Source organism: Brevibacillus fluminis, assembly GCF_003710825.1.
GTDB lineage: Bacteria > Bacillota > Bacilli > Brevibacillales > Brevibacillaceae > Brevibacillus_D > Brevibacillus_D fluminis.
Genome location: NZ_RHHQ01000012.1, coordinates 393,860 through 406,970 on the forward strand (window position 1 = coordinate 393,860; position 13,111 = coordinate 406,970).

The 13,111-nt window shown below is 52.6% G+C and carries 11 protein-coding genes; all 11 read left to right on the top strand.

Annotated features, from left to right (window positions below; genetic code table 11):
* The first annotated feature begins 33 nt into the window (after positions 1–33).
* Entirely contained in the window at positions 34–2,028 is a 1,995-nt protein-coding gene (locus tag EDM56_RS15995) for a transporter substrate-binding domain-containing protein (RefSeq protein WP_122918880.1), read from the top strand.
* A gap of 2 nt (positions 2,029–2,030) precedes the next feature.
* On the top strand, positions 2,031–3,404 hold the full coding sequence (locus EDM56_RS16000; protein WP_122919204.1) for a sigma-54-dependent transcriptional regulator: 1,374 nt from the start codon (positions 2,031–2,033) through the stop codon (positions 3,402–3,404).
* 167 nt (positions 3,405–3,571) lie between these two features.
* Positions 3,572–4,423, top strand: coding sequence for a transporter substrate-binding domain-containing protein (locus EDM56_RS16005; RefSeq protein WP_122918881.1), 852 nt, complete (start codon positions 3,572–3,574; stop codon positions 4,421–4,423).
* Between the two features lie 115 nt (positions 4,424–4,538).
* Positions 4,539–5,213 carry an amino acid ABC transporter permease gene (locus EDM56_RS16010; protein WP_122918882.1) on the top strand — a complete coding sequence of 225 codons (675 nt, stop codon included), beginning with the start codon at positions 4,539–4,541 and terminating at the stop codon, positions 5,211–5,213.
* On the top strand, positions 5,210–5,971 hold the full coding sequence (locus EDM56_RS16015) for an amino acid ABC transporter ATP-binding protein (protein WP_122918883.1): 762 nt from the start codon (positions 5,210–5,212) through the stop codon (positions 5,969–5,971). Before EDM56_RS16010 ends, EDM56_RS16015 begins: the two co-directional genes overlap by 4 nt.
* Before the next feature lie 19 nt (positions 5,972–5,990).
* Positions 5,991–6,959, top strand: a complete 969-nt coding sequence (locus tag EDM56_RS16020; RefSeq protein ID WP_122918884.1) for an agmatinase family protein — start codon at positions 5,991–5,993, stop codon at positions 6,957–6,959.
* A gap of 149 nt (positions 6,960–7,108) precedes the next feature.
* Positions 7,109–8,452 (top strand): acetyl-CoA carboxylase biotin carboxylase subunit, encoded by a 1,344-nt coding sequence (locus tag EDM56_RS16025; RefSeq protein ID WP_122918885.1) that lies wholly within the window; start codon positions 7,109–7,111, stop codon positions 8,450–8,452.
* 425 nt (positions 8,453–8,877) lie between these two features.
* Positions 8,878–9,237, top strand: a complete 360-nt coding sequence (gene nrdI / locus EDM56_RS16030; protein ID WP_122918886.1) for a class Ib ribonucleoside-diphosphate reductase assembly flavoprotein NrdI — start codon at positions 8,878–8,880, stop codon at positions 9,235–9,237.
* Positions 9,224–11,308, top strand: a complete 2,085-nt coding sequence (gene nrdE, locus EDM56_RS16035) for a class 1b ribonucleoside-diphosphate reductase subunit alpha (protein ID WP_122918887.1) — start codon at positions 9,224–9,226, stop codon at positions 11,306–11,308. Before nrdI ends, nrdE begins: the two co-directional genes overlap by 14 nt.
* Positions 11,309–11,353: 45 nt before the next feature.
* A complete protein-coding gene (gene nrdF, locus EDM56_RS16040) occupies positions 11,354–12,310 on the top strand; it encodes a class 1b ribonucleoside-diphosphate reductase subunit beta (protein ID WP_122919205.1) in 957 nt (318 codons plus the stop codon).
* 204 nt (positions 12,311–12,514) lie between these two features.
* Complete coding sequence (locus EDM56_RS16045; RefSeq protein WP_122918888.1) at positions 12,515–13,057, top strand: DUF1697 domain-containing protein; 543 nt, start codon at positions 12,515–12,517, stop codon at positions 13,055–13,057.
* Positions 13,058–13,111 lie beyond the last annotated feature (54 nt).

The following is a 13,111-nucleotide window of genomic DNA, read 5'->3' on the forward strand; positions in this document are numbered from 1 at the left end:
TACATACAACATCATACGCGAACAGGGGGACGCATGCACATTCACAAGCGCACAATATCCGCCATCTTGCTGTTTTTCCTGCTGATTGCTTTTGCTCTGCCAGGTTCCGCAGAACGGCAAAAAGTGATTCGGATTGCGGGGGATAACAATTTTCCACCGTTTGAATATTTCGCCCAGTCGGGTGTTTACTCCGGATTTAACGTCGACATGATGAACGCCATCTCGCTTGAGACCGGCATGAACATCGAATTCGTCCCGCTCCCCTGGGATGAAGCGCTAAAAGCGTTGCAAAACGGGGAGGTTGATGCCGTGCAAGGGATGAAATATAGCCCGGCGCGCGATGCCATCTATGATTTTTCCGATCCGTATTTTACCAGCTCGCAAGGGATCTTTGTTCGCAAAGACAACATGTACATTTTTCAAATTGATGATCTGGACGGACGACGGATTGCCATCCAGAAAGGAGATATCGCCAACGACCTGCTGCGCAAGCACCATAACGCACAGTTTGTAACCACCAGCAGTCAGGAGGAGGCGGTGCAGCTTTTGCTTGCGGGGAAAGTGGATGCGTTCGTCGGCAACAGAATCACGGGGCAATACTTTATTCAGAAAACGAATCAGCAGGACCAGATCAAAATTGTTGGAGAACCGATCAACCCGACTGACTACGGTGTTGCTGTAATGCCACGCAATCATGCGTTGCTTAAAGATATCAACAAGGCGATTTTGCGGCTAAAGCAAAACGGCACCTATGACAAAATTGAACGGAAATGGTTTGGCGAGTACATCATGCCAAACGCTCCTAATCTGTATGCGATTATGAAGGTGCTCCAGATTGTGCTGATCGTTGTGGGGACGATCGTGGTCATCGTGCTCTGGTGGAACCGTGTGCTGAAGCGGGAAGTGAAGCGGCGGACCGTTCAGATCGGTGCGATCAATCAACAGCTGAAGGAAAAGATGGAGCAGCTTGAGGAGAATGTCCAATTCCAGCAGCAGCTCTTGGATAGCACGTACAGCTTTTATGTAACGTTAGACAAGGGGGAGACGGTATCGCGGATGAATCGGAAAGCAGCGCGTTATCTCGGAGGAGCCAGCTCGCTTGTTGGATTGCCGATGCATGAAACGCTTCTTTCGTCAATTATCCCGCGAGAAGAGGTGGTTGCGGCGCTGACGCGAGGTGAAGCAACACTGCAAAAAGAAACAGTATGGAACAAGCCAGTAATGGATGACGGAGTGCAGCGAACGCTTCGCTACAACATTTTCCCGATTGTGAGCCCTGCGCAGGAAATTACCGGAGCGATCATCAACTTCATGGATGTCACCGAGCAAGTCGAGCTTGAGAAAAAAATGGAGCAGGAGGAAAGACTCCGCTCGCTCGGTCAGTTGATTTTGGGAATTGCCCATGAAATCCGCAATCCGCTGACTTCCATTTTGACCTATACCGAGCTGTTGCCCACCAAGTTTGACAATCCCAAATTCCGGGCATTCTTTTCAGAGCAGGTGCCAGGCGAAATCAAGCGATTGAACGGGCTGGTCAGCGATCTGCTCGATTACGCGCGGCCAAAACAGCCGCATCCGGTTTCGTTTGCGGCAGGAGAGCTGATTGAAGCGGTGCTTGGTTTGTGCCAGCAAAACATAAAGGAGCGGGGTGTCGACGTCCACGTACAGATGGAGGCGGGGCTGATGCTGTACACGGATTTCAATCAGACCAAGCAGGTGGCGATCAATATCATCTTAAACGGCGTCGAGGCAATGCAGCCGGGAGGACAGCTGACGATTCAAGGTACGAGAGACGGTACACTCGCAAAGCTATTGATCACAGATACCGGCGAGGGAATCGCCCCTGACGATCGATACCGAGTATTTGAACCGTTTTATACGACCAAGCCGCATGGAGTGGGGCTTGGTCTGCCCACCACCTATCATCTCGTAAAGGAAAACGGAGGCACGATCGACATCGAGAGCAAGCAGGGCAGCGGAACCAGTGTGATCATCCGCTTGCCCATGCCGCAGGAAGGGAGTGAATGAGCATGTACAATGTGATGATAATCGATGATGAGCCGGCGATTTGCCAGTCGCTCACGTTTGCGCTAGAGGACCGTTACCATGTCTATTCCTTTACCGAGCCGGCTGATGCTCTGGCACTGTTTGGACGAACCGAGGTGGCACTCGTGCTGTTGGATTTGAAGATCGGGCAGCACGACGGCAATGATGTGCTCAAAGAGATCAAGCGCCTTTCGCCTGAAACGGTGATCATCATGATGACCGCGTTTGGCAGCATTTCGTCGTCGGTGGAAGCGATGAAAAACGGGGCGTTTACGTATTTGACCAAGCCGCTCCTGCAAGACGAGCTTGCCGTGCAGTTGTCCAGGGCCGAAGAGTTTTATCATCTGCAATCACGTGTCCATTGGCTGTCGCAGGAATTGGACAAGCGCTCTGATCATTATGGCTTGATCGGAAACAGTCAGGCGATGCAGCGGATCTTTTCGCTGATTGAAAAGGTCAAGGACATCGATTCGAGCGTGCTGATTCATGGTGAGAGCGGGACGGGCAAGGAAGTGGTTGCACGCGCCATACACCAGCAGGGCAAGCGGCACAAAAAACGATTCCAGGCGGTCAATTGCGCCGCCATCCCTGACAATTTGCTGGAGTCGGAGCTTTTCGGCTACGAAAAAGGAGCGTTTACCGGTGCGATGCAAAGCAAGCCGGGGCAGTTTGTGCTGGCGGATGGTGGGACAATTTTTCTCGATGAAATCGGTGAGATGGACATCAGCCTGCAAAGCAAGCTGCTACGGGTCATCCAGGAACGCTGCGTGACCCCGCTTGGCGGTATTGAAGAAAAGGCGATCGATGTGCGGATCATCGCTGCGACCAACCGTGATTTGTGGCGGGAAGTGAAGGGAGGGCGGTTCCGAGAGGATTTGTATTATCGGCTGAACGTGATTCCGGTGCAGCTGCCGCCGCTGCGTGAGCGCAAGGGAGATATTCCGCAGCTGGTGCAATATTTTGTGGACAAGATAAGCGAGCGGATGGGTAAGCCGATTGACGGCATCTCACAGGAGGCGCTGCAGGTGCTGGAGGGATATGCTTTCCCCGGCAACGTCCGGGAGCTGCAAAACATCGTGGAGCGGGCGATTGCGCTGACCGGATCGTCGCTGATTCAGAAACGGGATTTGCCAGAGGAACTGCAAAATGTGATACAGGAGCAGCCGATCGTGTCGAGACAGAAGCTGATTCCCGTCTACGTCGGCGAAACGATGGAGGAAATCGAGAAGCGGGCGATTTTGCACACACTGTCCCAACAGGAGGGAAACAGGCGCAAAACGGCGCACATGCTAGGCATCGGGGAGCGCACACTGCGCGACAAGCTGAAAAAATATCACGAAGAGGAGCAGCAGAACTAGCTGTTTCAGGTGGGCGGCAATTTTCGCAGGGCGGCAGAAATTGCCGCCTCTTTTTTGCGCCTGTAAAGGCGAAAACGGCCATTTTTGCCGCCTGTACGGTTGGCACGCTTTTTGAAAGTATGTAATTTTCGAAAACAAAAATAAATTCAAAATAGGGGGCAGTGTTAATGAAAATATTCCAAAAAGGATTGCTCAGTGTATGTAGCTTGTTGATGACAGGTATTCTCGTCGCAGGCTGCGGTTCCCAACCGGCGGCACAGCCACAGCCCGAGGCAAGCGCAACAGCCAAGCAGGAAGCGCCGGCGACAGCTGCACCTACCGATGAAGTATTGAAAAAAATCAAAGATACAAAGACATTGGTCGTGGGGACGGACGCAACATTCCAGCCCTTTGAATTCAAAAATTCAAACAATGAATTCGATGGCTTCGATATCGACCTGATTCACGCTGTGGCCAAAGAGCTTGGTGCTGACAAGGTGGAATTTGTTGACACTGAATTCAAAGGGTTGATTCCCGGCCTGCAAGGCAAAAAGTTCGACATGATCGCCTCGGCGATGTATATCACCGACGAGCGCAAAAAGACGATCGATTTCTCCGATCCGTATTTCCCAGGCGGACTGTCGATTATGGTGAAGAAAGATAACAACGCGATTGCCGGTGTTGACGATTTGAAGGGCAAAAAGGTAGCGGTTCAGATCGGCACCAAGTCCGCAAAGTTCTTGAAGGAAAAATACCCGGACGTACAGCTGGTGGAAGTGGAGAAAAACGTAGAGATGTTCCTCGAGCTGGATAGCGGCCGCGTCGATGCTGTTGTGACTGGACTGCCGGCAGCCAAAGTGTACGCGAAGCAAAATGACAAGGTGAAGATATTGGACAAAACGTTGACGCAAGAAGAGTACGGCTACGGGATTCGCAAGGAGAATGCTGGTCTGATTGAAGCAGTCAACGAAGCGCTGAAAAAAGTGAACGCAAACGGTCAGTACAAAGATACCGTGCTGAAATGGTTTGGCAACGACTAAGCGTATCATCGATGAAATAGACAGGTAAATGGATTGTTCAGATCGGGGCTTGCACATGGGTCTTTGCGGGCCCCGACGGCAATCGTTTGGATGTAAGAGAAGGAGGTAATGAGAGATGGGGCTGGATTTTTCCGTCATTTTTGAAGACAACAACCTGATCGCCCTGCTGCAAGGTCTCTGGGTGACAGTCTCCATGACGTTTATGGCACTCGTGCTCAGCGCTGGTTTGGGTCTGCTGATCGGACTTGGCCGTATGTCGAATAAAAAGTGGCTGTCGATGCTGTGCTCCTGGTATTTGGCTTGGTTCCGAGGCACGCCACTGTTGGTTCAACTGATGATTCTATATTACGGGCTGGCGATTGGTATGCAGATCGATCTGAGCGCGGCGACAGCCGGGGTGCTCGGGCTTGGTATGTACAGCGCGGCCTATGTCTCGGAAATCGTACGGGGTGCGATCCAATCAATTGACAGAGGCCAGATGGAAGCAGGCCGTTCGCTTGGCATGAGTCACTGGCAGACGATGCAAAAAGTCATTTTGCCTCAAGCGGTGCGCCGCATGCTGCCGCCGCTGTGCAACGAGTTTATCGCACTGACGAAAAACTCGTCGTTGCTCTCGGTCATCACCGTGTCCGAGGTGATGCGCGCGGGCAACCTGATCGTCTCCAACAACTTCCGTTACTTTGAAATCTATATCGCGATCGCAATTCTCTACTTTGTAGTCAACTACTCCATTTCGGTCGGCATCGGACGTCTTGAAAAGAAATTGAACGTGGAGGGGGCGCGCGCATGATCCAGGTAAAACACATCCACAAGTTTTATGGCAAGCATCACGTGCTCAAGGATGTCAGCCTCCAGGTGAGCAAAGGGGAAGTGGTCGTCATCATTGGCCCCAGCGGATCGGGAAAAAGCACCTTGCTGCGATGCATGAACTATCTCGAACAAATTCAAGATGGCGCAATTGAAATCGAGGGCAAGCCGATTGGGCTGATCGAACGCAACGGCGAGAAAGTGGAAATGCCGCAGAAGCAGCTGGACCAGATTCGCTCCGAGGTGGGCATGGTTTTCCAAAACTTCAATCTGTTCCCGCATCTTTCCGTACTCGATAACATCTTGATGGCACCGATGACGGTCAAACGGACGAAGCGCTCGGACGTGGAACCGCTGGCAAAGGAGTTGCTTGTCAAAGTCGGTCTTGCTGAAAAGGCGCATATGTACCCGGATCATTTGTCAGGCGGTCAAAAGCAGCGCGTGGCGATTGCACGGGCATTGGCGATGCAGCCGAAGGTCATGCTGTTTGACGAGCCGACCTCCGCACTTGATCCAGAGCTGGTGGGCGAGGTGCTAGCGGTCATGAAGCAGCTGGCTGCAGAAGGCATGACGATGGTGGTCGTGACGCACGAGATGGGCTTTGCCAAAGAGGTAGCCGATCGCGTCGTGGTGATGGATGCAGGCTCGCTTATCGAGGAAGGAGCGCCGGCCAAAATTTTTACCGCGCCGGAGCAGCAGCGTACACAGGCGTTTTTAAGTAAAGTATTATCTCACGATTGATTAGGAAGGAGTCTGACCCATGTTCCAGCATATTACCCAACCGCCATTCCGCTTATCAACAGGAAAATCAGACCCGTATGTCACCCGCTTGTCCGAGTGGATCGAGCAAACGGTTGATCCTACCAAACACTATGATTTTGCCATTCTCGGCGTGCCGCTGTCCAAAAGCTCGATCAGCTTTTCCGGGGCGCACGCGCATCCGCAGCAATTCCGCCAGCTGTTAAGCTCGTTTACGACCTACAATATGGATGAGGACATTGAGCTTTCCACGCTTCGCGCTGTCGATCTGGGCGATGTGGCGATGCATGTGACCGATATTTTACGTTGCCATGACAACATCGAAGGTGCGCTTCGTGCAGTTACGGCAGGGGTTACCGGCATGCCGGTCATCATCGGCGGCGACCACTCCATTACGTTTCCAGCGATCAAAGGAATCCGGCGAATAAGTGGCAAGCGCATCGGTCTGATTCAGTTTGACGCCCATCTGGACGTACGTGATACAGCGTACGGCGGTCCGTCCAACGGGACTCCGATGCGGAATTTGATCGAGTCGGAGACGGTGCGCGGCAGTGACATTATTACCATCGGGCTGCGCAGCTTCGCCAACTCGCGCGAATATCGTCTGTACGCCGAAGAGCGGGGCATGACGCTAATTACCGCAAATCAGGTGCGTAAGCGCGGAATCGAGGCGGTGGTCGAGCAGGCGATCCGAACGCTCGAAGAGAAATGCGATGCCATCTATGTCACATTCGATGTCGATGTCATGGATCAATCCATTGTGCCGGGCGTGCCTGCAATCGGGCCGGCAGGGCTTTCTTCCACCGAGCTGTTCACCGCGGCGTTTGCCATCGGTCAATCGCCAAAGCTAATCGGCATGGACATGGTTTGCGTCGATCCGACCCGCGATGTGCGCGACATCACCTCACGCGCAGCACTTCATCTTTTCTTGCATGTGGCATCGGGCGTAGCGAAACGAAAACAAGGATAGAACGATCAGGAAAGGACGTGCAGACACGGGACGGCCGTGGGCGCGTCTTTTTTAACACTTTGTAACTGTTTCCCCTTACAATAGTAGAAAGCAGTCGAGAGCATACAATCATCAGAACGATTTCGTGAAGAGATGAGGAGAGATGACCGATGTTTTCCAAAATTCTGATCGCCAATCGCGGCGAAATTGCCGTTCGCATCATCCGTACATGCAAGAAGCTTGGAATCACGACGGTGGCGATTTATTCCGAAGCAGATGCGGAGGCACCGCACGTAAAGCTGGCAGATGAGTCCTATCTCGTCGGCGGCCCGCGCGTGAACGAAAGCTATCTGAACAGTGACAAGATTTTAGAGATCGCACGGGAGTCGGGGGCGCAAGCGGTCCATCCGGGCTATGGGCTATTGTCCGAAAACGCCGGCTTTGCCCGCAAGTGTGAAGAGGCAGGCATCATCTTTATCGGGCCATCCCCCGAAGTCATCGCACGTATGGGAAGCAAAATCGAGTCGCGCAAAGCGATGGAGGAAGCGGGTGTTCCGGTCGTGCCGGGCATTTCGTATCCGCTTGCCGACGTCGAAGAAGCGGTGCAGGTGGCTGCAGGGATGGACTATCCGGTCATGCTGAAAGCATCCGCGGGTGGCGGCGGTATCGGGATGCAGGTCGTTTCTAATGAAGCGGAGCTGCGCAAGGCGTACGAGGGCAACCAGAAGCGTGCCACTGACTTTTTTGGCGACGGCGCCATGTATGTGGAAAAATACATCGCCAATCCGCGACACATCGAAATCCAGCTGCTGGCTGACAAAGAAGGCAACACCGTCTATTTGTGGGAGCGCGAATGCTCGATTCAGCGGCGCCATCAAAAAGTGGTGGAAGAAGCGCCGTCTGTCTTTTTAGATGAAGCGACACGGGCAAAAATGGGTGCGTCAGCGGTGTTGGCTGCCACTTCGATCGGTTACAGCAATGCCGGGACGATCGAGTTTTTGGTGGATGAGGAGAAAAACTTTTACTTTTTGGAAATGAACACGCGGCTGCAGGTGGAGCATCCGGTGACAGAAGAGATTACCGGACTGGATCTTGTCGAGCAGCAGCTGCTGATCGCGGCAGGCGAGACGCTGCAGTTCACGCAGGCCGATGTGAAGCGCCAGGGCCATGCGATCGAAGTGCGCATTTACGCGGAAGACCCGAAAACCTTTTTCCCTTCGCCGGGAACGATCACCACATTTCACACACCCCAAGGGGAAGGAATTCGCCATGAGCTGGCGGTGAGCGAACGCTCAGTTGTGACGCCGTTTTACGATCCGATGATCGCGAAGCTTGTGGTGACGGGGGCGAACCGGGAAGAGGCGATCGTCCGATTGCAAAAAGCGCTGGACGACTACGTAGTAGAAGGGATCAAGACGAATATCCCGCTCTTGCGCGAGATCGCGGCGCACCCGGCCTATTTAGCCGCAGACACCACGACCGCGTTCGTAGCGAAGCATATTCAGAAAAAATAAAGCAAAAACGATGGACGCCAAGCTCGGTGTTAGCTCGCCGGGCTTGGCGTCTTTTTGTTTCGTGCAACTCTATCATTCTTGTAAAAATCTATGAAATAGGGCGTCTTACATATTGACCTTTTTGCTACTTTTTGCTTCGAGAGAAACAGTTGACATTCACAATATATTGATATAGATTTAGTTGAGTCAACTACATATAGTTAGATTTGTTCGAATTTCCACTTGACAAGAATCTAGCGTTCGGGGGCGTTTTCTACCCCTTGCTACTGCTGGGTTTGCGGCTTTTAGAGTGGTAGTAATACATACATAATGTGAGAGCGAGTCACTCCCAGATCTCGATCTTTTCCGATCGAAAGTAGGGGAGGCGTTTATTTTTTTGCTCGCTTTCGATGTCCACTGGTAGTAGAGAAAGGAGACCGGTATTCATGCTGGTTGCGTACGATTCCAAGACCGGGAATGTAAAGCGGTTCATCCGCAAGCTAGGGCTTCCAGCCGTCCAAATCGACGAGGAGCTAAAGCTTGAGGAGCCGTTCGTTCTCGTTACATACACGACTGGCTTTGGCCAGCCCCCAGAAAAAGTGATGTCGTTCCTCGAACACAACCATAGCAATATGGTCGGCGTGTCCGCGAGTGGCAACCGCAATTGGGGTGACTGCTTCGCGAAGAGTGCGGATTACATCTCCGAGAAGTACGGAGTACCGGTTTTGACCAAATTCGAATTGGCGGGAACGCTTTCGGATGTGGAACGATTTAAGAGAGAGGTGAGCGAAGTTGCTTCATATTGAACTCAACAACCTGCTCATGCAGCGGGATGCGGAAGGCTTTTTTCAATTGGACAAGGATCTGGAGGCGGTCGACGCGTTCATGGCGGAAGTCCGGACCAAGAGCTTGACCTTCTCAGGCCATATGGAGAAAGTCCGCTACATGATCGAGCACGATTTTTATGAAAACGTATTTGAGCACTATGCCGAGAGCGAAGTCGAGAAGGTATATGACTTGGCTCATTCTTATGATTTCCGCTTCCAATCGTATATGGCGGCGTCTAAATTTTATACAGATTATGCAGTGAAGAGCGACGACAAAACGCTCTACCTCGAGCATTATGCAGACCGCGTGTCGATTGTGGCGCTAAATCTGGGACGCGGCAATGTGGATACGGCGCTCAGACTGGCATCTGCAATGATGGAGCAGCGCGTGCAGCCTGCAACGCCAACGTTCCTGAACGCTGGGAAGAGCCGCCGCGGTGAAATGGTGTCGTGCTTCCTCTTGGAAATGGACGATGCGATGAACTCGATCAATTTCGTGCTCGGCACTTGCATGCAGCTGTCCAAAATCGGTGGCGGCGTTGCCGTTAACCTCTCCAAGCTCCGCGGTCGCGGCGAGCCGATCAAGGGCGTTGAAGGCGCGGCGAAAGGGATCATGCCGGTTTTGAAGCTGATGGAGGACGCGTTCTCCTATGCCGACCAGATGGGGCAGCGCAAAGGATCCGGTGCCGGCTACTACAACATTTTCGGCTGGGATGTCATGGAGTTTTTGGACAGCAAAAAAATCAATGCGGACGAGAAAATTCGCTTGAAGACGCTGTCGATCGGATTGATCGTTCCGGACAAGTTTTATCAGCTGGCTGAACAAAACCAGCAGCTGTACGTGTTCGGTCCGCATTCCGTCCACAAAGCGTATGGCATGCACTTAGATGACATGGATATGGATGAGATGTACGACACGCTTCTGGCAGACAGCCGCATCAAGAAGAAGGCTGTGATGAGCGCGCGCGACATGCTCACGAAAATCGCGACGACCCAGCTGGAATCAGGCTACCCGTACATCATGAACCGTTCCAATGCAAACCGCGCGCATGCGCTTAAAGAGCTGGGAACGATTAAGATGTCCAACCTGTGCACGGAGATTTTCCAGCTGCAGGAGACGTCCGAAATGGGCGACTATGGCCAAGCGGATATCATCCGTCGCGACATCAGCTGCAACCTGGCATCGCTGAACATCGCGAACGTCATGGAGCATAAGAAAATCCGCGAATCGGTTCACGATGGCATCACTGGCCTCACAGCCGTCAGTGATATGACGACGATTGCGAATGCGCCAGGCGTGGCGAAGGCGAACGCCGAGCTTCATTCCGTCGGCTTGGGTGCGATGAACCTCCACGGCTTCTTGGCGAAAAACCGCATCTCGTATGAGAGCGCAGAAGCTCGCGATTTCGCGCGTACGTTCTTCATGATGATGAACTTCTACTCTCTGGAGCGCAGCATGGAGATCGCCCGTGAAAAAGGCAAATCATTCGAAGGCTTCGATCGCTCCGAATATGGCAAAGGCACGTATTTCGATCGGTACCGTACCACTGACTACCGTCCAGTCACTGAAAAGGTTAAGGCGCTGTTCGAAGGAATCGCGGTCCCGTCGCCGAAAGACTGGGCTGAGCTAGGCGAAGCTGTGCAAAAGCACGGCCTGTACCATGCCTACCGCCTCGCGATCGCACCGACGCAAAGTATTTCCTATGTACAGAACGCAACTTCGAGCGTAATGCCGATCGTTGAGCCGATCGAGACCCGCACCTATGCGAACTCGACGACATACTATCCGATGCCGTTCATGAATCGCGAGAACTTCTTCTACTACAAGTCCGCGTATCAAATGGACCAGTTCAAGGTAATCGACCTGATCGCTGAAATTCAAGCGCATGTCGACCAAGGCATTTCGACCGTTCTGCACGTAAACAGCGACGTGTCGACCCGCGATCTGTCCCGCTACTACATTTACGCAGCCAAAAAGGGACTGAAATCGCTGTATTACACGCGGACAAACATGCTTTCCGTCGAGAACTGCATCAGCTGCGCGGTGTAATTGAAGGAACGGGGACGAAAGGGGATCAAACCATCCATGTGCGCAATGAAAGCCGTCAACTGGAACAGACCGGATGACGATTATACAAATATGTTTTGGAGCCAAAACCTTATGCAGTTTTGGACGGATGAAGAAATTCCGCTCTCGGATGACAAGATGTCCTGGATGGAGCTGTCGGATGCGGAACGCAAGCTGTACAAGCGCGTGCTGGGCGGCCTGACGCTGCTCGACACCGTACAAGGCGGCGTCGGCATGCCGAAGATTCTCGAGCATGTCGACGGTTTGCAGCGCAAGGCGGTCCTCGGCTTCATGGGGATGATGGAGCAAATCCATGCAAAATCGTACAGCAGCATCTTCACGACACTGGCAACGACGGAGGAAATCGACGCCATCTTCCAATGGGTCGAGCAAAACCGTTACCTGCAGACGAAAGCGGAGACCATCGTAAAGTACTACCAAAACATCGAGACGCCAAAAGACTTGTACTTGGCGATGGCGGCCTCCGTCTTTTTGGAAAGCTACCTGTTCTACAGCGGCTTCTTCTACCCGCTTTATCTCGCAGGCCAGGGCAAAATGACCAGTAGCGGCGAAATCATCGACCTGATTTTGCGCGATGAGAGCATTCACGGCGTCTACGTGGGCATTCTTGCGCAGGAAGTTTTCGAGGAGCTGACGCCGGAAGAGCAGAAGGAAGTCAATGAGACGCTTCACGAGATGCTGCGCTTCTTCCACGAAAATGAAGTCGCCTACACCGATGAGCTCTACACGGAGCTTGGGCTGGCTGATGAAGTGAAGACGTTCGTCCGTTACAACGCGAACAAAGCACTGATGAATTTGGGGCTGGACCCGATTTTCCCGGAAGAGGACGTCAATCCAATCGTGTTCAACGGCATCAGCACCCGGACGAAGCAGCATGACTTCTTCTCCAAGAAAGGGAACGGCTATGTCCGCACCCTGAACATCGAGACGCTGACTGATGACGATTTCAAATTTGATCTGTAAGACGTGAACGGTAACAAGCCGTCCTCTAGCTGGCATTAGGCCACGCGGGAGGTCGGCTTTTTTAATTTGGCAATGATCGTGTGAGGGAGCAAGGGAGCGGAAAGAATGACAGAATGGGCCGATGTCGCAAATTTACGATACAAGGCACAAGGAAATCCGGTATGCTATCAGTACGTATGCATGAGAGAGGGATGAGGGATCAAAATGACCACTTATATTGCGCTACTCCGCGGCATCAATGTCAGCGGGCACAACAAAATCAAAATGGCTGAACTGAAGCGCACCATGGAAGGGCTGGGGCTTTTACAGGTGCAGACATACATCCAAAGCGGCAATGTCCTGTTCCGATCACAGGAAAATCCACAGTTTTTGCGCGAGCAGATCGAGGGGAGCATCAAGGAAGCGTTCGGGTTTTCGATCACCGTCGTGTTGCGCACGACAGAGGAGCTGGAGCGGATCATCGCGGATTGCCCGTATGCCGATGTTCCGCTTGCCGAGGGAGAAACCATCCACGTCACTTCATTGACGGGACCACCCAGTCAAAAAGCGGTGGACATACTGGCAAACAGCGAGCGAGAGCAGGACGAGTATCAGATTCATGGCTCCGAGATTTACTTTTTGTTCCGGCAGCGAATCCTGGATTCCAAGCTGGCGAAAAGCATGCAAAAGCTCGGCGATCAAGTGACAACGCGCAACTGGAATACGATCAACAAGCTATCCGCTATGGCAAAGGCGATGGAGGCGTAGCGTACAACAAAAACAAAGACCATCAGTTCACCTGATGGTCTTTGTTGTGTTTCC

What these genes read in the sequence shown, in the direction of transcription:
- EDM56_RS15995 (WP_122918880.1), top strand. Translation starts at nt 34, where the DNA reads ATGCACATTCACAAGCGCACAATATCCGCCATCTTGCTGTTTTTCCTG.
- EDM56_RS16000 (WP_122919204.1), top strand. Translation starts at nt 2,031, where the DNA reads ATGTACAATGTGATGATAATCGATGATGAGCCGGCGATTTGCCAGTCG.
- EDM56_RS16005 (WP_122918881.1), top strand. Translation starts at nt 3,572, where the DNA reads ATGAAAATATTCCAAAAAGGATTGCTCAGTGTATGTAGCTTGTTGATG.
- EDM56_RS16010 (WP_122918882.1), top strand. Translation starts at nt 4,539, where the DNA reads ATGGGGCTGGATTTTTCCGTCATTTTTGAAGACAACAACCTGATCGCC.
- EDM56_RS16015 (WP_122918883.1), top strand. Translation starts at nt 5,210, where the DNA reads ATGATCCAGGTAAAACACATCCACAAGTTTTATGGCAAGCATCACGTG.
- EDM56_RS16020 (WP_122918884.1), top strand. Translation starts at nt 5,991, where the DNA reads ATGTTCCAGCATATTACCCAACCGCCATTCCGCTTATCAACAGGAAAA.
- EDM56_RS16025 (WP_122918885.1), top strand. Translation starts at nt 7,109, where the DNA reads ATGTTTTCCAAAATTCTGATCGCCAATCGCGGCGAAATTGCCGTTCGC.
- nrdI (WP_122918886.1), top strand. Translation starts at nt 8,878, where the DNA reads ATGCTGGTTGCGTACGATTCCAAGACCGGGAATGTAAAGCGGTTCATC.
- nrdF (WP_122919205.1), top strand. Translation starts at nt 11,354, where the DNA reads ATGAAAGCCGTCAACTGGAACAGACCGGATGACGATTATACAAATATG.
- EDM56_RS16045 (WP_122918888.1), top strand. Translation starts at nt 12,515, where the DNA reads ATGACCACTTATATTGCGCTACTCCGCGGCATCAATGTCAGCGGGCAC.